We start from the raw sequence: 17,380 nt of genomic DNA on the forward strand, positions 1-17,380 counted from the left end.
GGTCACTCCACCTCTGCGTAGGCGTCCTCGAGCTGACCCTGCAGGGTCGTGAGGATCTCCTGCGGGTCGGCGGTCGCGAGGGTCGGCACGACGGTGTTGAGCTCGCCGACGACCTCCGAGGCGCCCGGGAAGGCGATGGGGCTCACGGCGTACTCGGCACCGGCGACGAATGCCGCGTTCTCGGGATACGTCTCGGCGTAGGTCGCCGCTGCGGACTCCGTCGACGGGATGACGCCGAACGCGTCGGAGAAGGCGAGCTGCTGCTCGTCGCTCGTCAGGAACTCGACGAGGCTCGCCGCGTCCTCGGCCGTGTCGGCGCCCTCGGGGATGCCCCAGCAGTTCGAGAAGGTGAAGGTGCCGGGGCCTGCGGGGCCCTCGGGGAGCTCGACGACCTGGTACTGCACGTCGGGGAAGTCGTTCTCGAGCGCGCCCGCGATCCAGGGACCCTCGATGACCATCGCGGCCTGGCCGTTGCCGAACGCCTCGCCGCCCCAGCCGGCGCCGAGGTCGGCGGGCCATGCGAGCGAGCCCGCGGAGAGCAGGCCCTGCAGGTAGGTGAGCGCCTCGACGTTCTCGGGGCTGTCGGCCGTGACCTCGCCGTCGGTGAGGAGGCCGCCGCCCGCCTGCTCCATGAACGCGCCGACGCGCGCGTACTCGGCGCCCATCGACAGGCCGACGGTGCCGCCGGTCGTGAGGCGCTGCGCGACCGTCGCGAGCGACTCCCAGTCGGTGGGCACGTCGGCGTCGGTGAGCCCCGCCGCCGCCCACAGGTCGGTGTTGATGACGAGGCCGAGGGTCGAGAAGTCCTTCGGGTCGCAGACGAGCTCGCCGTCGTACGAGAAGGCGTCGGCGAGCGCGGGGTAGAAGTCGCCCGCGTTGTCGAGGCCGGCCGCATACGGCTCGAGGTAGTCGTCGGCGGCGTACGTCTGGAACTGATCCCACGACATGTAGAAGAGGTCGGGCGGGATGTCGCCGGCGAAGCCCTGCGCGAGCTCCTGGCCGAGGTCGGACGCGACGACGACCTCGGCGTCGACGCCCGACTCCTCGCTCCACGCCGCGACGGCCTCCTCGACGGCTGCGGTCTCGGCGTCGCCCGACGAGCCGATGAGGATCTGCAGCGGCTCGTCGCTGCTGCCGCCGCCTCCGCCACCCGAGCAGCCTGCGAGCGCGAGCGCCGCGATGCCGGCGACCCCTGCGACCTGCAGGGCGCGTCCTTGCCTCCTGCGATGCATCATGATGCAACCTCTCCGTCGGCATGCGCCGACCGCTGTGCCGGGAGTCCCCAGCGTGGATGTGCGCGCCGGTGCAGGCGCGGGGTCACGAGTCGGTGGGCGGGCCCGCCGTGCAGCAGCTCGAGCACGGCGCTCGCGACGTCGGGCAGCGACTGATCGACGCTCGAGAAGCCGAGCCCGGCTGCGACGCCCGTGTCGTCGAAGCCGACGACGGGTGCGGATGCGTCGGCGCGCGCGAGGGCTCCGATGGCGCCGAGGGCCAGGGTGTCGGAGGCACAGACGATGCTCGTCGCGCCGGCCGCGAGCAGCTCGGCCGCGGCGTCCTGGGCCAGCCCCGGGTCGTCGACGACGGCTCGGTCGAGGTCGGTGGGGAGGCCTGCGGCCTCCATGGCGTCGCGCCAGCCGGCGCGGCGCTCGTCGCCGGCGCCCGAGCCGGTCGGCCAGCCGAGGAAGGCGACGCGCTCGCCGCTCGCGAGGCACGCCTGGGTCGCCTCCCGCGTGCCTGCGCGGCCGTCGACGTCGACCCATGCGTGCTCGGCCGCGCCCTCGTCCCACGGCCGACCGAACGCGACGAACGGGATGCCGGCGGCGGCGAGCGCGTCGATGCGGCGGTCGCGGTGGTCGGTGGAGGTGAGGATGAACGCGTCGGCGAGGCTGCGCTGCGCGAGCGAGCGGATCTGGGCGACCTCGCCGTCGGCGTCGTCGGCGGTGAAGACGAGCACGTGGCGGTCGAGGCCGGCGGCCTGCTCGGTGACGGCGTGCAGGAATCGGTCGAGCAGGACGCCGTGGATGCCGTCGTCGTGGCGCTCGAGGCGGATGCCGATCGTGCGGGCCGCCGACGTGCGCAGGCGTCTGGCGTGGAGGTTCGGGGCGTAGCCGAGCTCGTCGACGGCAGCCATGACGCGCTCGAGCGTCGCGGGGTGCACGATGCGGGGCGTGTTGATGGCGTTCGACACGGTCTGTCGCGAGACACCGGCCTTCGCCGCCACGTCGCTGAGCGTCGCTCCCATCTGCCCGCACCTCCTCGTGCATCGCATCCCGCCGTCGCGACGGAGATTCGATCGATCCATTTGATCGTTCCAAGCACCGTAGCGTACGGTCTCTCATGCACGCCAGCCCCAGACATCCGGAGGTCGACGGTGACCCACAGCGCGCACGGCAGGCAGCCGCTGCTGCACGAGGAGCTCGTCGTGCTCCACGCCCCCACGCAGGTCTGGTCGGCGCCCACGGGCGACCTCGGCGCGATGCCGATCCACGGCGTCTTCCACGGCGACGCGAGGCTCGTCGACGCGCTGCACGTCGAGGTGGGCGGCGAGGTGCCCGAGCCCATCGGGGCCTCGGCGACCGCATCCGAGGCCGTCTTCCACGCGGTCGCACGCGGCGTCGACGACGGGGCGACGCCGGATCCGCGCGTGCGCGTCGCCCGCAGACGCGTCGTCACGCCCGGCGAGGTCGTCGAGCACGTCGCCCTCGACAACGCGCTCGACCATCACGTCGACACGACCGTGACGTTCGTCGTCGCGCTCTCCGCCGACGACCTGCAGTCGGTGAAGTCCGGAGCACCCGGCACGGCCGCACCGGCCGTCGAGGCGCGCGCCGACGCCGTCGTCGCGACCCACGCATCCCGCACGCTCGAGCTCGACGCCTCCGGCGCGGAGGTCGCGGTGCTCGGCCGCACGGCGTCGCTCTCGTGGGCGGTGCACGTGCCCGCGGGCGGCTCGACCGAGGTGGCGCTGCGCATGCGCATGTCGGATGCGCGACAGGTCGTCGCACCGCATCGCGGCGACGCGGTGCTCGCTCGCGTGCCCGCGACGGGCGACGCGAGGCTCGATCGCTGGGCGCGGCTCGCGCTCGCCGACCTCGACGCGCTCGTCATGACCCGCCCCGAGCACGGCGACGAGCCCTTCCTCGCAGCAGGCGCCCCCTGGTTCCTGACGCTCTTCGGGCGCGACGCCCTCATCGCGGCCCGCCTGCTGCTGCCCGTCGACCGCGGGCTCGCGCTCGGCACGCTGCGCACGCTCGCGCGGCTGCAGGGGCGGCGGGTGGATGCCGCATCCGCCGAGCAGCCCGGCAAGATCCTGCACGAGATCCGCGACGGGGTCTTCACGATGCCCGGCGAGGGCATCGTGCTGCCGCCCGTGTACTACGGCACCGTCGACGCGACGCCGCTGTGGGTCGTGCTGCTGGGGCGCGCGCGCGCGGCGGGCGCCGTGTCGCTCGACGACGTGCGCGCGCTGCGGCCGACGCTCGAGGCGGCCCTCGCGTGGATGCGCGACTGCGGCGACCCGGGCGGCACGGGCTTCCTGCACTACCGCGACGAGCTCGGCACCGGGCTCGCGAACCAGGGGTGGAAGGACTCGGGCGACTCGATCCGCTTCCACGACGGCCGCATCGCCGACGGGCCGATCGCGCTCGCGGAGGTGCAGGCGCAGGCGCACGAGGCCGCCGTGCTGGGTGCCGGCCTGCTCGACGCCCTCGACGGCGACGGCGCCGGCGACGCGTGGCGCGCATGGGCGGACGACCTCGCCGAGCGCTTCCGCGACCGGTTCTGGGTCGAGCGCGACGGCCGCCGCCTCCTGGCCATCGCGCTCGACGGCGAGGGCGTGCCCGTCGACTCGCGCACGTCGAACATGGGGCAGTGCATCGGCACCGGCATCCTCACCGCCGACGAGGAGGCGCTGCTCGCCGCGCAGCTCGTGTCGCCGGCCTTCGCGACCCCCTGGGGCCTGCGCACCATGGCATCCGACGAGGGCGCGTTCTGGCCGCTGTCGTACCACTGCGGCTCGGTGTGGCCGCACGACACGGGCGTCGTGATCGAGGGGATGCTGCGTGCGGGGCTGCGCGCGGAGGCCGCCGCGCTCGCGGGTCGACTGCTCGACGCGGCGGAGGCGTTCTCGTGGCGCATGCCCGAGCTCCTCTCCGGCGACGACCTGCCCGCGCCCGTCGCGTATCCCGCCTCCTGCCGCCCGCAGGCGTGGAGCGCCGCGGCGGTGCTGCCCGTGGTCGAGGCGCTCGCGGGCTGACCCGGCGGCCCGCTCGTGCCGCGACGCGCCGCGGCGGCTGCGGAGGTCGCCGGTCGAGCCACTGCGTCGCGACGGAGGGCCGCGCCGCGGGGTCAGTCGTCGCGCTGCCGACCCTTCGTGCGGCGCAGCTCGCGCGCCTGCTCGACGAGCCGCTCGTCCTTGCGCTGCTGCTTCTCGATCTGGCGGGTGTCGCGCGGCGGCAGCTGGATGTCCTCCTCGGCATCGATGCCGCCCTGCAGCTGGCGTCCGCGCTCGAGCTCGGCGTCGAACTCGGCGCCGACGAGCAGCGCGAGGTTGACGATCCACAGCCACAGCAGCAACACGATGACGCCGCCGATGCTGCCGTACGTGCGGTCGTAGCTGCTGAAGTTCGCGACGTAGAAGAAGAAGCCGAGCGACGCGAGGGCCAGCACGAGCAGGCCGACGATGCCGCCGGGGCTGATCCACCGCATCTTCGGCTGCTGCACGTTCGGCGTCGCGTGGTACAGCACCGCGATGAGCAGCACCGCGAACGCGACGAGCACGGGCCACTTCGCGATGCTCCACACCGTCACGGCGACCTCGCCGAGCCCCAGCGCGTCGCCCAGCGACTCGGCGACCGGGCCCGAGATGACGAGCAGCAGCGCCATGATCATCGCTATGAGCAGCAGCAGCACCGTGATCGCGAGCATGATGGGGCGCAGCTTCCAGATCGGACGCCCCTCCTCGACCTCGTAGATGACGTTCATCGCGTGCGCGAACGCCGTGACGTAGCCGGAGGCCGACCAGATGGCTCCCGCGAGCCCGATGACGAAGGCGAGCCCCGCACCCGGGGACTCGGCGAGCTGCGTGAGGGGATCGCGCAGCGTGTCGGCGACGCCGCTGCCGCCCGCCGACTCGACGATGCCGAGCAGCGCATCCACCGTCTGCTGGCTCTGCCCGAAGAGCCCGAGCGTCGACACGAGCGCGAGGATCGCCGGGAAGAGCGAGAGCAGCGCGTAGTACGTGAGCGCCGCCGCGAGATGCGTGCAGCGGTCCTTCGAGAACTCGGCGAGCGTGCGCCGCAGGACGTAGCCCCATGCGGGTGCCGCGACGTCGGTGGGGTCGTCGGGCTTGCGAGCGTCGTCGGGCGACGGCTCGTCGCGCCGCCGTGCCTTCGCGTCGTCGGTCGTCGTGTCGCGTCGCTCGGCCATGGTCGTCCCCTCGTCGCAGCTCGCCCTGCGACGTGCGACGATCCGCGACAGGCGCCGGCAGCAGAAGGCCGATGCGCCGCAGGGGCTCCGTGTGGTACCTGCGACGTCGGCCGCACGGCGTCGCGCGGCGATGGTAGCCCCTCGGGGCGATCCGCGACACGGGCATGACCGGACGAGCGCCTCCGGCGCAGTCTTGGCCCCCTGGAGTGCGACGGATCGTGCTCCACCACATGCGGAAAGGACACGACATGACTGACGCATCCTCCACCCACCCGCCGCAGCCGGGTGCTGGTGGCGCGGGCGCAGCCGACACGGCTCGCGACGTCGCCGACACCGCGAAGCAGCAGGCATCGCAGCTCGGCGGATCGGCTGCCGACTCCGCGCGCACCGTCGCAGGCACGGCGAAGGCCGAGGCGGCGGGCGTCGCCAGCGAGGCGAAGCAGCAGGCGAAGGCGCTCTACTCCGAGACGACGGCGCAGCTGCGGGAGCAGGCCAGCACGCAGCAGGCACGCGCTGCCGAGGGCCTCCACGGCATCGGCGGCGACCTCGACCGCATGGCGCAGTCGTCGGAGCAGCAGGGCATCGCCTCCGAGCTCGTCTCGATGCTGGCGACCCGCGCGAGCGGCGTGGCCTCGTGGCTCGAGAGCCGTGAGCCCGCCGACGTGCTCGACGACGTGAAGCGCTTCGCCAGGCGCAAGCCCGGCACCTTCATCGCGATCTGCGCCGTCGCCGGCCTCGTCGGCGGACGTCTCATCCGCAGCCTCGCGAGCGAGGCGAAGGACGAGCGAGAGGCGAGCGCCGCGATGGGCTCGCCCGCGCAGCATGCAGCGGCCCCCGTGCCCGCGGCCGGTGCCACCACCGTGCCCGCCACGTCGGGCTACGAGGCGAGCGGCACCGTGCCCGGCTCGGGCCTCGGTGGCACGCCCACGTACGCACCTCCGGCAGGCGGAGCCCATGCGGCACCCGCGACGCCGGTCGTGCCCCCGCCCCCGGCACCCGGTCAGGGCTCGCCGTTCGACGACGGGTCGCGGCCATGACGGATCCGCACCACACCCCCTCCGAGGAGAAGGCCGCGAGCACGTCGCTCGGCGACCTGCTCGGTGAGGTCTCTCGCGACATCTCGACGCTCATGCGTCAGGAGGTCGAGCTCGCGAAGGCCGAGCTGAAGCAGTCCGCCAGCCGCGCGGGCAAGGGCGCCGGGCTGCTCGGCGGCGCCGGATACGCCGGCGCCATGGCCGTGCTGTTCCTCTCGATCGCGCTCTGGTGGGCGCTCGGCACCCTGATCGGCAACGGCTGGTCGGGCGTCGTGGTCGCCGTCCTCTGGGGCATCGTCGCCGGCATCCTGTTCGCCGTCGGGCGCTCGAAGCTCAAGGAGGTCGAGGGCATGCCGCAGACCGTCGACTCGCTGAAGAAGATCCCGGACACCGTCAAGAAGAACGAGGAGAACCGATGAGCACCTACGACACGTCCGATCCGGACGAGATCCGCGCGAACATCGAGCGCACGCGCTCCGAGCTCGGCCTCGACGTCGATGCGCTCGCCGACAAGGTCACGCCCTCGAAGGTCGTCGACCGCGAGAAGGAGAAGCTGCGAGGCCGCTTCGAGGGCGTCAAGGACCGCGTCTTCGGCGCGGCGTCCGACGCGAAGGATGCGGTGCACGGCGCCGCAGGCTCCGCGGGCGACTCGCTCTCGGACGCGCCTCGCAAGGCAGCCGAGAAGGCGCAGGGCAACGCCGTCGCCGTCGGGCTCATCGCCTTCGGCGCCGGGCTCCTCCTCGCCTCGCTCGTCCCTGCGAGCGACAAGGAGAAGCAGCTCGCCGCGCAGGCGAAGGAGGCTGCCGAGCCGATGATCGACGAGGCGAAGCACGTCGCCCAGGGCCTCGCCGAGGACCTGAAGGAGCCCGCGCAGGAGGCTGCGCAGGCCGTGCAGGAGACGGCGCGCGACGCGGCGGAGTCGGTGCGCTCGACCGCGACCGACGAGGCGCAGAGCGTGCGCTCCGACGCGCAGGACGCCCGCGACGCCGTGCAGGGGGAGACGCAGCGCTAGCGGTGCCACGCGGTGGAGGGGTCGACGGTCGCCGTCGGCCCCTTCGCTCGTGCGCGCCGCAGGGCGCCCACCGCGACGCCGACGGCCTCGTCGAGCGCGACGGCGCCCTGCCGAGGCGACGGCATCCGCGCCAGACTGGTGCCGACACCGAGACGAGGAGCGACGCCATGGCGCAGCAGATCCAGTACACCGAGTTCGGCGAGCCCGAGGTCATGCACCTCGTGGAGGTGCCGCAGCCCGACGCCGATGCCGGCCGGATCGTGGTGGCGGTGCGCGCCGCCGGCGTGAACCCGCTCGACTCGAAGCTGCGCTCGGGCGCTCGCCCGTCCGGCGAGATCACGACGCCCCGCGTGCCGGGTGGCGACGCGGCCGGCGAGGTCGTGGAGGTCGGCGAGGGCGTCGAGGGCTGGACGGTCGGCGATCGCGTCGTCGTGCAGGGCGCCGCCGGTGCGTACGCGACCCACACGGTCGCGACCCCGCAGCAGCTGCATCGCCTGCCCGAGGGCGTGTCGTTCGAGCAGGGCGCCGCGATGGGCATCCCCGCCTCGACGGCGTACCAGGGGCTCGTCGAGCTCGAGCTGCGCGCCGGCGAGACGCTCCTGATCCACGCGGGCTCCGGCGCCGTCGGCCAGGCCGCGATCCAGCTCGCCGTGCTGCAGGGGGCGACGGTCGTCGCGACGGCGAGCGAGGCGAACCACGATCGCGTGCGCGAGCTGGGTGCCACGCCCGTCGCGTACGGGCCGGGCCTGCTCGACCGCGTGCGCGAGGTCGCTCCCGGCGGCGTCGACGTCGTCTACGACTGCGTCGGCAGCGAGGAGTCGATGGCGGTGTCGGCGCAGCTCGTCGCCGATCCGCACCGCATCGGCACGATCGTGTGGAGCGAGGCGGCCGCCGCGCTCGGCGTGCAGGGATGGCTCGGCGGCAAGCCCGAGCCGCTCTCGGAGCGCACGATCGCGCTGCGCCACGAGGCGTACGACGTGGTGCTCGGGCGCATGGCGCAGGGCTCGTTCGACGTCGAGATCGCACAGGTGATGCCGCTGGCGGATGCGGTCGAGGCGCAGCGTCTCAACGTCGCGAACGCCGTGCGCGGCAAGATCGTGCTCGTGCCCTGACCGCGCGACCGCCCGCGCCCCGGCACCCGCGCGCATCGCGGGCGGGTGCCGGCGTGCGTGATGCACATCCGCGTGCGCCGCGCCACGGGGCAGAGGCGGTGACCTGCGATGAGCATGCTCGACGAGGGAGGCAACCATGGATGAGACGCCGCGCCGACAGCACGTGCTGCACCCGGTCGCCGAGGCCGTGGAACGGCTCCGACTCGCCGAGGCCCGCCTCGAGCGCAGGCGGGAGTCGTCGGCGGAGCCGAGCCCCATCGAGCGCGCCGCGCTGCGGTTCGTCTTCGAGCGTGCCGACAACGACGACCCGGCGACGCCGAGCGAGCTCGGCGAGTTCATCGGGCTGTCGCGCTCCGCGATCACCGCGCTCGTCGCACGCTTCCTCGCCGAGGGGCTCGTGACGGTGCGCCCGCACCCGGTCGACGGCCGCAGCAAGATCCTGCTGCCCGTCGACCGCAACGACCACCTCGACGGCGACGACGACCTCACCGACGACATCCGACGGATGGCGGACGAGCTGTCGCAGCACGACGCCGACACCGTCGTCGCCTTCCTCGAGCGCCTGTGCGAGCTCGTCGACCTGCGCACGCAGCGGCTCGCGGACGGCCAGCAGGACCGGGCCTCCTGAGCTCAGCCGGCGCGCGGCGCGAGGATGCCCGCGTCATCGCGCGCCACCTGCCGCATGATCGCGATCCGATCCTCGTCGACGTCGACGTCGACGAGCGCGTCGCGTTCGAACTGCAGCACCGATGCACGACCGATGGGATACGGCACGGGATGGCGCCCGTCGCCATCCACGACCGTGACGAGCACGCGACCGCGCTCGAGCAGCGTCTCGACGATGGTTCGCTCGAGGTGGGCGAGGTCGACGTCGCGCATCGGCTCGACGCGACCGTCGCAGCGGAACGTCCCCACGCGTGCCTCCCTCCAACCATCTGTTCGGAGCGGCTGCGCCAGGAGATGGGGAGGATCGGGTCGGCGGCGGCCCGAAGATGGTGCACGTCGTGAACCACTTCGGCGTCTCGGTCGTACCGTCGCATCATGGGCAGGTTGATCTACGCGGGTTCCACGACGTACGAGATGGACGACGACCTGCTGGCGCACGTGCGCGCGGTGGCCACCGCGAAGCTGCGCAGGCACGAGTGCTTCCTCATCTCCTGGGTCGTCGACCTGCACGCCGGATCCGGTCGCGTGTCGCTGTGGGCGTCGCCCGCCATCCCCATCGAGTACTCGTTCTCGAGCTCGCGGGTGCACCGGCTCGACGAGCAATGGCTGCGCGTGCTGGCGGAGATGTCGAACACGCCACGCGGGCTCGTGCTCCTCTCGCGCGAGGATGCCGCGAGGATCGCGGCCGGGGAGGCTGCGCCGGTGCTCTGACCCGGCGCGCCGATCGCCCGGGGCGCGGATGGCGTCCGCCGCGCTGGCGGATCGCGTCCGCCGCGGTCGCGTCAGTCGGCGTCTGCGGGCGCCGCGACGTCGCCCGCGTCCGCTGCCGACGGCTCGGGCTCGTCGCCGGCGAGCGCCTGCGTCTCGCCCGCGCCGCCTGCGCGGAGGCCGGCCTCGGCGAGCGCCTGCTCGATCGCATCCTCGAGAGGGTCGAGGCCGGGCTCGGACGGCGTGCCGAAGGGGAGGGCTGCGTTGCTCATGCTGGCACGGTACGCCCGTGGGGCGGCTCGAGGCCAGCGTGCGCGTCGTCGCGAGGCAGGCGGGCGGGTCGCGCCGCTCAGGTCTGCAGCGCCGTGCGCTGGAGCGCCTCGGCGAGTCGCGCCGCGAAGCGCCCCACGACGGCGGCCTCCTCGTCGGTGAGCTCGTCGATCGCATCCACGACGGGCGTGTGCACGTGGCCGTACGCGGTGGCGACGTCCTCGATCGCGGATCCGACGGGGGCGAGGACGACGCCGCGTCGGTCGCGCGGGTTCGGCCGGCGCTCGACGCGTCCTGCGGCCACGAGTCGATCCACGAGCTTCGTGATCGCTGCCGTCGAGACCTTCAGCAGGCGCGAGAGCTGCGACGGGCTGAGGCGCTGACCGGCCTGCTCGGCCTCGACGAGGTGCGACAGCGCCAGCGCGTCGAGGGAGCGCATCTGCAGCGCCTGCAGCGCACGCTCGTCAGCCTCTCGGACGCTGGCGCTCAAGGAGGTCAGGTGCGCGATCGCCTCGGCTCCCGCGGCGGAGCGTGCGTGCCGGAGCGTGATGGGCCGGAGCGGGCCGGTGGGCGTCGTGTCCTCCATGGTGCTCCGATCCGGTCGCGCTCAGGGACGATCCTCGCCTGCATTCCATGCGCGTCCGCAGTGTGACACGGCTCCCGGAGAGATGCAACCGAATGTAGGAAACTAACCTGGTTAGCAACTTGGTGTCAGACTAAGGGACGAGCCGCAGAAGCACTCGCGGCCCCCGAGCATCAGGAGACATCATGGCAAGCACCGCAGCGACCCCCGCCCGCACCGACACCGTCGTGCACCGCGGCTGGAGCGAGACGAAGTCCGCGCTGAAGACGACCGAGTTCTACGTCTGGCTGGTCGTGTCCGCCGCGATCCTCATCGCAGCCGCAGTCGTCGACAACGGCGACGACGGCCAGGGCTTCGGCGCCGACCACGCCTGGATGTACGTCGCCGGCGTGACCGCGGCCTACATCATCAGCCGCGGCCTCGCGAAGGCCGGCGTCCACAAGGGCCACGACCGCACCCAGGGCGTCGACGGCCGCTGACCCCATCCGCACGCCGCCGGCGGCATCGCCCGCGGTCGCGGAGGCACGAGGGGCCGGGCAGCATCGCTGCCCGGCCCCTTCGTCGTGCATCCCCACGGACGCGAGCCGACGCCGCGCCGACGTCGCTCCCACCGCGGTCGGCCCGGGCGCGCCGACTGGCAGGATCGAGGGGCACCAGCCCGCGACGGACCGGAGGCGTCCCGCGTGGACCTCGAGAACATGGCGAACGCCGCCCTCGCGTTCGCGGGCGTCTCCGTCGTCATCGCCATCGGCTACCTCGTGCGTCGCCTCGACGTCGTCGGGCCCGAGGCCGAGCGCATCCTCAACCGCCTCACCCTGCTCGTCGGCATGCCGGGCCTCACGTTCGTCGTGCTCGCGCGCGCCGACCCGAGCGTGCTGCTGTCGACGTACACGCTCGCGACCATCGCGCCCATCGCGCTCACGATCGTCGTGACGGCCGGGGCGCTGCTGTCGCAGGCTCGCGTGCGTCGCTCGCCCACGGCGGTCGCGGTGCTCGCGACGTCGACCGGGTTCACGAACTCCGGCAACATCGGCATACCGCTCGCGACCTCGATCCTCGGCACGACGTCGTTCCTCGCGCCGACGATCCTGCTGCAGGTGCTCGTGCTCGCGCCCGTCACGATGGGCATCGCCACCGCCGCGTCGCACGACGGCGGTCGGCAGCCGTGGTGGCGTCGCGCGCTGCGCCCGTTCGCGACCCCCGTGGTGCCCGCGGCGATCGTGGGTGCCGCCGTCATGCTGTCGGGCACCGTCATCCCGGACGCCGTGCTCATGCCCTTCGACCTGCTCGCGGATGCGTCGATCCCCATGCTCCTGCTCGCGTTCGGCATGTCGCTGCGCGGTGCGCGGCCGCTCGCGCCGCTACGCACCGAGACGGCCATCGTCGTGCTGCCGCTCATCGGCAAGCTGCTGCTGCTGCCGGCGGCGTCGCTCGGATTCGGGCTGCTCCTCGGCGTCGACGGGCTCGAGCTGCTCGCGCTCGTCGTCATCGCCTGCCTGCCCTCGGCGCAGAACATGTACGCCATCGCATCGTCGTACACGTCGGTCGGCGGCGTCGTGCGCACCATCGTGCTGACGACGACCGTGCTCGCCTGCCCGCTGGCGGTGCTCGCGGCGGGCGCGCTGGGCTGAGGCTCGCGCGGCCGCACCCGCTGCGGCCGCGTCGGCGCCCGTGGCTCAGCCGAGCAGCGACAGACCGGCGCCGATCGCGAAGCCGAGCACCGTCGCGAGGCCTGCCCAGTCCTTCGCCTTCTCGCGCGCCTCGGGCACCATCGCGTCGATGAGCATGACGAGCAGCGCACCCGCTGCGAAGCCATCGATGCCCGCCTGCACCGCCGGGCTCGCCGCATCCGCGATGAGCGTGCCGACGAGCGTCGCGAGCACGCATGCGATCGCGACGGCGCTCCACAGCAGCAGCACATGCGCACGCGACGACCCGGCGCGCAGCATGTCGGCGGAGGAGCCGATCGCCTCGGGCAGGTTCGAGACGACGATCGCGACGACGAGGGCCGCGCTCACGCCGTCACCAGCGGCGATGCCGATGCCGAGCACCGCCTGCTCGGGCACGCCGTCGAGCAATGCGCCGACCGCGAGCGGCAGCCCGGCCGCGCCCTGCGACGAACGCGCCCCGATCCGTCGCACGAGCCGGTCGGCGCCGAAGAACGCGCCGGCGCCGAGCGCGAGCCCGATCGCGACGGGCACCGCCCCGCCGACGGAGAAGCCCTCCTCGGCGAGCTCGAACGCGATGCTCGCGATGAGGGCGCCCGCCCCGAACGCGAGCACCGACCCGAGCGCGGCGTCGCTCCACCGCCGCAGCAGCGCGAGCGCCGCGCCGACGAGCAGCGACGCGGCCGCGACGCCTCCCCACAGCAGGCTCTCGAGCATGCGGGCTCCCTCCACCGCAGACGAGCCTGCGCTGCGCGCCGCCCGCGTGCAAGGCCCTGGCAGCGGATGCGGCGACGTCGCGTCGCGCCCGTCGCCTCGGCGTCGACACGCGCGAGGGGCCGGGCAGCGGTGCTGCCCGGCCCCTCGTGGCTCGACGCGTCGTCAGCGGCAGTCGATCAGCCGCGACCAGCGGCCGGACGCGGGCTCGAGCTCGTCGTCCTCGCGCGTCGTCGCCGGCTCGCGCTCACGCATCCTGCGGCTGCTCCTCGGCGGAGGACTGCGTGATCGCGCGGTCGGAGCCCGCGTGCTCGACGGTGATCTTGCGCGGCCTCGAGCGCTCGGCGACCGGGATGGTGAGCGTCAGCACGCCGTGCTCGTACGAGGCGTGGATGGCGTCGAGGTCGAGGTCGGCGCCGAGGCTCAGCTGCCTCGTGAACCGGCCGGCCGGGCGCTCCTGCGCGAGCCAGTGCGCGCCATCCGCGGCTCCGAGCGTGCGCTCCGCCTGGATGGTGAGCGTCGTGGCGTCGACGTCGAGGTCGATGGAGCCGGGGTCGACGCCCGGCAGGTCGACGTGCACCACGTAGTGCTCGTCGGCCCGGTAGAGATCCATCGGCATCCAGGATGCGGTGCGCTGCGCGCCGCCGCCCGTCAGCAGCCGTGCCGTCATGCGATCCATCTCGCGGAACGGGTCGAAGGTCAGAGCCATGACAACCACCTCCTGTCGATCAGATGGTCCGTCGCCCTGCGCGCCGGACCAGGTGTCGTGGCGATCGCCCTCGGGGCGACCCCGAGAGGCATGTCCATAGGATTAGCACTCTCGACCTGAGAGTGCCAACTGGCGTGGCTTGGAGTTCGGTGGGAGCGGGCGTCGACGAGCGCGCCGCCGCCGGATGCGTCAGGCCAGCGAGCCGCGCCAGACGCTCTCGCCGCTGTGCGTCGGGTCGCCGTCGAGCGGCTCGATCGAGACGTCGACGATCGGGAACCGCTCGAGGTCGAGGTCGTCGGGCAGCACGTACTCGCCCGTGACCCCGTCGAGGATTCCCACGTTCACCATGCCCTCGACGTCGGCGTCGATGAGCCACACGTCGAGGTACCCGCCATCGGCCGACGGCAGGCCGCCCGTGTCGATCTCGAGCACGCGATGCCCGTCGCGCTCGACGATGCGCGCGGACGCGCCGTCGAGCCCGTCGGCGAGCGGGTCGAGCGCGATGCTCGCGAGCACCGTCTCGGCCGGCGGGCGCTGCGCGATCCACGTGCCGAGCGCGACGCCGCCTGCGATGACGAGCGCCGTCACGAGGCACGCGGCCACGAGCGCACGGCTCGAGAAGCGTGCGAGCCTGCGGCGTCGCGCACCCCGCGTGGAGGCCTGCGCGCCGAGCGACTCGCGTGGATGCGCGGGGGTGCCGGACCCGGGCGTCGCCTCGGGGCCGGTGGCATCGGCCGCGCCGGACGCGAGCCCGGCGTCGCCCGGCGCCACGCGCTCGTCGCGCCCCCCTGACGGGGGGGCCGGCACCGCGGCGACCGTCGCGGCGCGCTCGTCGTCGGCGACCTCGGCGGCGATGCGCTCCCACAGCCCAGCGGGCAGCGGCACAGGCTCGACGCTCTCGGCGCGCACCCGCGCGACCGTCTGCTGCAGCGACGCCAGCTCGTCGGCGCACTGCGCGCAGGTGAGCAGGTGCTCGTCGAGCTCGCCGACGCCCTCGACGCGCGACGCCGCGCGCAGGGCCAGATCGTCATGCGGAATGTGCTGCATGCGTGCCCTCCAGACGGTCTCGCAGTCGACGCAGGGTGCGCGACAGGTGGCTCTTCACGGTGCCTACGGGGAGTCCGAGGCGGTCGGCGATGCTGGATGCCGATTGGTCCTCCAGCACGGCGAGTCGCACGATCGTGCGCTGCGGCTCGTCGATGGCGGCGAGGGTCTCCTCCACGAGGATGCCGTCCGCCACCACGACCGACGGATCGGGCGCGCCGGCCGCATCGGCGCGGTCGAGGGCGTCGGCGGGATCGACGGCTCGCTCACGCGTGACGGCTGCGACGCGGAAGTGGTCGGCGATGCGGCGCCGCGCGATCTGCACGATCCACGCCCCGAGCGGGCCGGCAGCCGGGTCGTAGCGGTCGCGCGATCGCCACGCCGAGACGAAGGTCTGCTGCACGACGTCCTCGGCATCCGCCCGCTCCATCACGCGCAGCGCCAGCGCGAGCACGAGCCCGCCCCATCGCTCGTACGCGAGCCGCAGGCCGACGTCGCTCGGCCCCGCGACGAACGCCTCGGCGACCGCGTCGTCGCCCAGCGCCTCCGCCGTCGTCACGGGCTCACCGTAGCCCATGGCTCCTCGCTCACGGACTCGCGGGCACGGCCGTGACCACGAGGTTGTCCTCGTAGGCCTGCGCCACGGGATCCCACGCTCCGGCGCAGGTCACGAGCCGCAGCACGTGGTCGCCATCGCGTGCGAACAGCGCGTCGAGCGGCAGCCGCTCCTTGCCGAGCTGCTCGACGGTCTCGATGCGGTACGCGAGCGTCTGCCCGCTCGCCGTGACGACCTCGACGGTCGAGCCGGGCTGCGCGTCGAAGAGCGCCGCCATCGGTGCCGGCCCGATCTCGGAGTCGACGTGCGCGGACAGCACCGCGGAGCCCGCGTCGTCGCCCGGCGCGGGGCCGTGGCGGTACCAGCCCACCTCGCTCACGAGCTCGGGCACGTCCATCTGCCCATCCCCGCGCACCCCGACGGGTACGACGGCGAGGTCGAGCCCGACGTCGGCCACCCGCACCTCGACCGGTGCGTCGACGGTGGCGGTGGGCTGCGCGCCGATCCCCGCATCCGCTCGGCCGACGGTCGGCGTCGGCGTCGCGGACGGTGCGGGGCTGGCGCTCGGGCTCGGGCTCGCGGTCGTCGGCTGAGCGGTCGACGGCGTCGCCGCGGTGCTCGGCTGCCCATCCGGCTCGGCGAGCCGGGCGACGCCGACCGCGGCCAGCGCGACGGCAGCCACCGCGAGGGCGGCGACGAGGATGCGGCGCGTGCGGATGCGCATGGAGACCTCCGGCGGTGAGGAGCCCGGGCCCCCGCGCTGGGACGCGAGAGCCCGGGCTGGTTCGTGCGACGTCAGCGCGTGCGCGCCTCGGCGAGCACCGTGCGACGCCAGGCGACGATCGCCGCGATGCCGAGCGCGCTCGCGACGGCGAGCAGGATGCCGGCGGTCGAGCCGGCGTCGTCTGCGGCGCCACCGAGGCCCGAGGGCACGCCGGTGGGTGCGCTGTGCGCCTCGACCGTCTGCACCGCGAGCTGCAGCGTCGAGTCCTCGGCGCTGCCCCATGCGGTCACGATCGTGTTCGTGCCCTCGGCGAGCGTGAGGTCGGCCGGGCCGATGACGACGTCGGAGGTGCCGGCGAGGGTGACGTCGGCGGCGACGGTGCCCGCAGCGGTCTCGAGCGACGCCTCGTTCGGGTTCTCGAGGGCCTGCACGATGGCTGCGCCGTTGGCGCGGACGTCGACCGCCGGGGCGGCGGCCAGGTGGCGCACGGTCAGGCGAGCCTGTCCGGCGGCGACGGGGTCGGTGTCGTTGACGAAGGCGCCGAGCGTCGGTGCGCCGCTCGCGTCGAGGTGGGCGACGAGCGTGACGTTGGCGCTGGCCGGCACCTGCACGTCCATGGCCTCGATCGCGGGCGTCGCGGTCGCGGGGTCGTCGCCGTCGGCGAAGACCTGGATGTCGTACGCGCCGGGCGCGAGCATGAGCGGGTCGGTGAGGGTGCCCGGCTGGAAGTCGGGGACGGTCTCGGCGCCGTTGACGTAGACGTCGACGGTGAGGCCGGGGACGGCGTGCAGCACCGACACGGTCGCGTCGCCCTCGGCGGCGAGCGCGGGTGCCGCACCGAGCGCGGACATGGCGAGGACGGCAGCGCCGCCGATCGCGAGCTTTCCCTTCATCGGGTTCTCCTGACTCTCGGGTGGCGCCCAACGCGCCCCCTTCACCCTCGTATCGGGGATGCGGGTGCCTGGGGTTGCAGCACGGGCGGATTCGCGCATCCCGGGCGTGTCGCGCGACGAGCCCGACGACGCTAGGTCGCCGGCCGCGGGTGACGCCGGCGGTCAGGTCGACCTCGCCATCCCGGCTCGCCGTCGTCGCCCGCGGTGCGCTCCATCGCTCGGCATTGAGGCTGCCGGGCGTCCTCCGGGGTGCTTCGAGAT

At 73.9% G+C, this 17,380-nt stretch carries 22 protein-coding genes; 9 read left to right on the forward strand and 13 right to left on the reverse strand.

Going from position 1 to position 17,380, the window contains the following annotated elements:
• Positions 1-2 precede the first annotated feature (2 nt).
• Together ACFQPP_RS03320 and ACFQPP_RS03325 are read right to left on the reverse strand one after the other, a co-directional pair.
• Complete coding sequence (locus tag ACFQPP_RS03320) at positions 3-1,235, reverse strand: extracellular solute-binding protein (protein ID WP_376915093.1); 1,233 nt, start codon at positions 1,233-1,235, stop codon at positions 3-5.
• The gene (locus tag ACFQPP_RS03325; protein ID WP_376915094.1) at positions 1,232-2,242 is read right to left on the reverse strand and encodes a LacI family DNA-binding transcriptional regulator; all 1,011 of its coding nucleotides are present in this window, start codon (positions 2,240-2,242) and stop codon (positions 1,232-1,234) included. Before ACFQPP_RS03325 ends, ACFQPP_RS03320 begins: the two co-directional genes overlap by 4 nt.
• A 129-nt stretch (positions 2,243-2,371) precedes the next feature.
• Between ACFQPP_RS03325 and ACFQPP_RS03330 the strand changes: the two genes are divergently transcribed.
• Positions 2,372-4,255 carry a glycogen debranching N-terminal domain-containing protein gene (locus ACFQPP_RS03330; RefSeq protein ID WP_376915095.1) on the forward strand — a complete coding sequence of 628 codons (1,884 nt, stop codon included), beginning with the start codon at positions 2,372-2,374 and terminating at the stop codon, positions 4,253-4,255.
• 92 nt (positions 4,256-4,347) lie between these two features.
• Here the strand turns inward: ACFQPP_RS03330 and ACFQPP_RS03335 are convergent, their stop codons facing one another.
• Positions 4,348-5,427, reverse strand: coding sequence for a YihY/virulence factor BrkB family protein (locus ACFQPP_RS03335; RefSeq protein ID WP_376915096.1), 1,080 nt, complete (start codon positions 5,425-5,427; stop codon positions 4,348-4,350).
• Positions 5,428-5,675: 248 nt separating this feature from the next.
• On the opposite strand from ACFQPP_RS03335, the gene ACFQPP_RS03340 reads away from it, so the two are divergent.
• The 3 genes from ACFQPP_RS03340 to ACFQPP_RS03350 are packed head-to-tail and all read left to right on the forward strand — an operon-like array spanning position 5,676 to position 7,473.
• Positions 5,676-6,464 (forward strand): hypothetical protein, encoded by a 789-nt coding sequence (locus tag ACFQPP_RS03340; protein ID WP_376915097.1) that lies wholly within the window; start codon positions 5,676-5,678, stop codon positions 6,462-6,464.
• Complete coding sequence (locus ACFQPP_RS03345; protein ID WP_376915098.1) at positions 6,461-6,880, forward strand: phage holin family protein; 420 nt, start codon at positions 6,461-6,463, stop codon at positions 6,878-6,880. Before ACFQPP_RS03340 ends, ACFQPP_RS03345 begins: the two co-directional genes overlap by 4 nt.
• Complete coding sequence (locus ACFQPP_RS03350; protein ID WP_376915099.1) at positions 6,877-7,473, forward strand: DUF3618 domain-containing protein; 597 nt, start codon at positions 6,877-6,879, stop codon at positions 7,471-7,473. Before ACFQPP_RS03345 ends, ACFQPP_RS03350 begins: the two co-directional genes overlap by 4 nt.
• Here the strand turns inward: ACFQPP_RS03350 and ACFQPP_RS03355 are convergent.
• Positions 7,470-7,598 carry a hypothetical protein gene (locus ACFQPP_RS03355; RefSeq protein ID WP_376915100.1) on the reverse strand — a complete coding sequence of 43 codons (129 nt, stop codon included), beginning with the start codon at positions 7,596-7,598 and terminating at the stop codon, positions 7,470-7,472. The two genes, ACFQPP_RS03350 and ACFQPP_RS03355, sit on opposite strands and share 4 nt — an antisense overlap.
• A gap of 42 nt (positions 7,599-7,640) precedes the next feature.
• Between ACFQPP_RS03355 and ACFQPP_RS03360 the strand changes: the two genes are divergently transcribed.
• The gene (locus tag ACFQPP_RS03360) at positions 7,641-8,585 is read left to right on the forward strand and encodes an NADP-dependent oxidoreductase (RefSeq protein WP_376915101.1); all 945 of its coding nucleotides are present in this window, start codon (positions 7,641-7,643) and stop codon (positions 8,583-8,585) included.
• A gap of 136 nt (positions 8,586-8,721) precedes the next feature.
• Entirely contained in the window at positions 8,722-9,213 is a 492-nt protein-coding gene (locus tag ACFQPP_RS03365; RefSeq protein WP_376915102.1) for a MarR family winged helix-turn-helix transcriptional regulator, read from the forward strand.
• Positions 9,214-9,215: 2 nt separating this feature from the next.
• On the opposite strand, the gene ACFQPP_RS03370 is transcribed toward ACFQPP_RS03365, so the two are convergent.
• The gene (locus ACFQPP_RS03370) at positions 9,216-9,464 is read right to left on the reverse strand and encodes a hypothetical protein (RefSeq protein WP_376915103.1); all 249 of its coding nucleotides are present in this window, start codon (positions 9,462-9,464) and stop codon (positions 9,216-9,218) included.
• Between the two features lie 162 nt (positions 9,465-9,626).
• Here ACFQPP_RS03370 and ACFQPP_RS03375 point away from each other — a divergent pair, with 162 nt between their 5' ends.
• Positions 9,627-9,962, forward strand: coding sequence for a hypothetical protein (locus ACFQPP_RS03375; RefSeq protein ID WP_376915104.1), 336 nt, complete (start codon positions 9,627-9,629; stop codon positions 9,960-9,962).
• 71 nt (positions 9,963-10,033) lie between these two features.
• Here ACFQPP_RS03375 and ACFQPP_RS03380 read toward each other — a convergent pair whose 3' ends face one another.
• The gene (locus ACFQPP_RS03380) at positions 10,034-10,231 is read right to left on the reverse strand and encodes a hypothetical protein (protein ID WP_376915105.1); all 198 of its coding nucleotides are present in this window, start codon (positions 10,229-10,231) and stop codon (positions 10,034-10,036) included.
• Between the two features lie 77 nt (positions 10,232-10,308).
• The gene (locus tag ACFQPP_RS03385) at positions 10,309-10,668 is read right to left on the reverse strand and encodes a MarR family winged helix-turn-helix transcriptional regulator (protein ID WP_376915106.1); all 360 of its coding nucleotides are present in this window, start codon (positions 10,666-10,668) and stop codon (positions 10,309-10,311) included.
• Positions 10,669-10,997: 329 nt separating this feature from the next.
• On the opposite strand from ACFQPP_RS03385, the gene ACFQPP_RS03390 reads away from it, so the two are divergent.
• Both ACFQPP_RS03390 and ACFQPP_RS03395 read left to right on the forward strand, forming a co-directional pair.
• On the forward strand, positions 10,998-11,291 hold the full coding sequence (locus tag ACFQPP_RS03390; RefSeq protein WP_376915107.1) for a hypothetical protein: 294 nt from the start codon (positions 10,998-11,000) through the stop codon (positions 11,289-11,291).
• A 204-nt stretch (positions 11,292-11,495) separates the two neighbouring features.
• Positions 11,496-12,443, forward strand: a complete 948-nt coding sequence (locus ACFQPP_RS03395; protein ID WP_376915108.1) for an AEC family transporter — start codon at positions 11,496-11,498, stop codon at positions 12,441-12,443.
• Between the two features lie 45 nt (positions 12,444-12,488).
• On the opposite strand, the gene ACFQPP_RS03400 is transcribed toward ACFQPP_RS03395, so the two are convergent.
• The 6 genes from ACFQPP_RS03400 to ACFQPP_RS03425 all read right to left on the reverse strand — a co-directional run bounded on the left by ACFQPP_RS03400 (position 12,489) and on the right by ACFQPP_RS03425 (position 17,119).
• The gene (locus ACFQPP_RS03400; protein ID WP_376915109.1) at positions 12,489-13,196 is read right to left on the reverse strand and encodes a ZIP family metal transporter; all 708 of its coding nucleotides are present in this window, start codon (positions 13,194-13,196) and stop codon (positions 12,489-12,491) included.
• Between the two features lie 244 nt (positions 13,197-13,440).
• Positions 13,441-13,902 carry an Hsp20/alpha crystallin family protein gene (locus ACFQPP_RS03405; protein ID WP_376915110.1) on the reverse strand — a complete coding sequence of 154 codons (462 nt, stop codon included), beginning with the start codon at positions 13,900-13,902 and terminating at the stop codon, positions 13,441-13,443.
• A 189-nt stretch (positions 13,903-14,091) separates the two neighbouring features.
• Entirely contained in the window at positions 14,092-14,949 is an 858-nt protein-coding gene (locus ACFQPP_RS03410) for an anti-sigma factor domain-containing protein (RefSeq protein ID WP_376915111.1), read from the reverse strand.
• Entirely contained in the window at positions 14,930-15,505 is a 576-nt protein-coding gene (locus tag ACFQPP_RS03415) for an RNA polymerase sigma factor (protein WP_376915112.1), read from the reverse strand. Before ACFQPP_RS03415 ends, ACFQPP_RS03410 begins: the two co-directional genes overlap by 20 nt.
• 28 nt (positions 15,506-15,533) lie before the next feature.
• Positions 15,534-16,226 carry a class F sortase gene (locus ACFQPP_RS03420; protein WP_376915114.1) on the reverse strand — a complete coding sequence of 231 codons (693 nt, stop codon included), beginning with the start codon at positions 16,224-16,226 and terminating at the stop codon, positions 15,534-15,536.
• Positions 16,227-16,297: 71 nt separating this feature from the next.
• On the reverse strand, positions 16,298-17,119 hold the full coding sequence (locus tag ACFQPP_RS03425) for a DUF4397 domain-containing protein (protein ID WP_376915115.1): 822 nt from the start codon (positions 17,117-17,119) through the stop codon (positions 16,298-16,300).
• Positions 17,120-17,380 lie beyond the last annotated feature (261 nt).

The sequence above is a fragment of the Agrococcus sp. GCM10030265 genome (genome assembly GCF_042666675.1).
GTDB lineage: Bacteria > Actinomycetota > Actinomycetes > Actinomycetales > Microbacteriaceae > Agrococcus.

Coding starts and splice junctions, on each gene's coding strand:
- ACFQPP_RS03320 (WP_376915093.1), bottom strand. CDS start 1,235: ATGATGCATCGCAGGAGGCAAGGACGCGCCCTGCAGGTCGCAGGGGTC.
- ACFQPP_RS03325 (WP_376915094.1), bottom strand. CDS start 2,242: ATGGGAGCGACGCTCAGCGACGTGGCGGCGAAGGCCGGTGTCTCGCGA.
- ACFQPP_RS03335 (WP_376915096.1), bottom strand. CDS start 5,427: ATGGCCGAGCGACGCGACACGACGACCGACGACGCGAAGGCACGGCGG.
- ACFQPP_RS03340 (WP_376915097.1), top strand. CDS start 5,676: ATGACTGACGCATCCTCCACCCACCCGCCGCAGCCGGGTGCTGGTGGC.
- ACFQPP_RS03345 (WP_376915098.1), top strand. CDS start 6,461: ATGACGGATCCGCACCACACCCCCTCCGAGGAGAAGGCCGCGAGCACG.
- ACFQPP_RS03350 (WP_376915099.1), top strand. CDS start 6,877: ATGAGCACCTACGACACGTCCGATCCGGACGAGATCCGCGCGAACATC.
- ACFQPP_RS03355 (WP_376915100.1), bottom strand. CDS start 7,598: ATGCCGTCGCCTCGGCAGGGCGCCGTCGCGCTCGACGAGGCCGTCGGC.
- ACFQPP_RS03360 (WP_376915101.1), top strand. CDS start 7,641: ATGGCGCAGCAGATCCAGTACACCGAGTTCGGCGAGCCCGAGGTCATG.
- ACFQPP_RS03365 (WP_376915102.1), top strand. CDS start 8,722: ATGGATGAGACGCCGCGCCGACAGCACGTGCTGCACCCGGTCGCCGAG.
- ACFQPP_RS03370 (WP_376915103.1), bottom strand. CDS start 9,464: ATGCGCGACGTCGACCTCGCCCACCTCGAGCGAACCATCGTCGAGACG.
- ACFQPP_RS03375 (WP_376915104.1), top strand. CDS start 9,627: ATGGGCAGGTTGATCTACGCGGGTTCCACGACGTACGAGATGGACGAC.
- ACFQPP_RS03380 (WP_376915105.1), bottom strand. CDS start 10,231: ATGAGCAACGCAGCCCTCCCCTTCGGCACGCCGTCCGAGCCCGGCCTC.
- ACFQPP_RS03385 (WP_376915106.1), bottom strand. CDS start 10,668: ATGCGCTCCCTCGACGCGCTGGCGCTGTCGCACCTCGTCGAGGCCGAG.
- ACFQPP_RS03390 (WP_376915107.1), top strand. CDS start 10,998: ATGGCAAGCACCGCAGCGACCCCCGCCCGCACCGACACCGTCGTGCAC.
- ACFQPP_RS03400 (WP_376915109.1), bottom strand. CDS start 13,196: ATGCTCGAGAGCCTGCTGTGGGGAGGCGTCGCGGCCGCGTCGCTGCTC.
- ACFQPP_RS03405 (WP_376915110.1), bottom strand. CDS start 13,902: ATGGCTCTGACCTTCGACCCGTTCCGCGAGATGGATCGCATGACGGCA.
- ACFQPP_RS03410 (WP_376915111.1), bottom strand. CDS start 14,949: ATGCAGCACATTCCGCATGACGATCTGGCCCTGCGCGCGGCGTCGCGC.
- ACFQPP_RS03420 (WP_376915114.1), bottom strand. CDS start 16,226: ATGCGCATCCGCACGCGCCGCATCCTCGTCGCCGCCCTCGCGGTGGCT.
- ACFQPP_RS03425 (WP_376915115.1), bottom strand. CDS start 17,119: ATGAAGGGAAAGCTCGCGATCGGCGGCGCTGCCGTCCTCGCCATGTCC.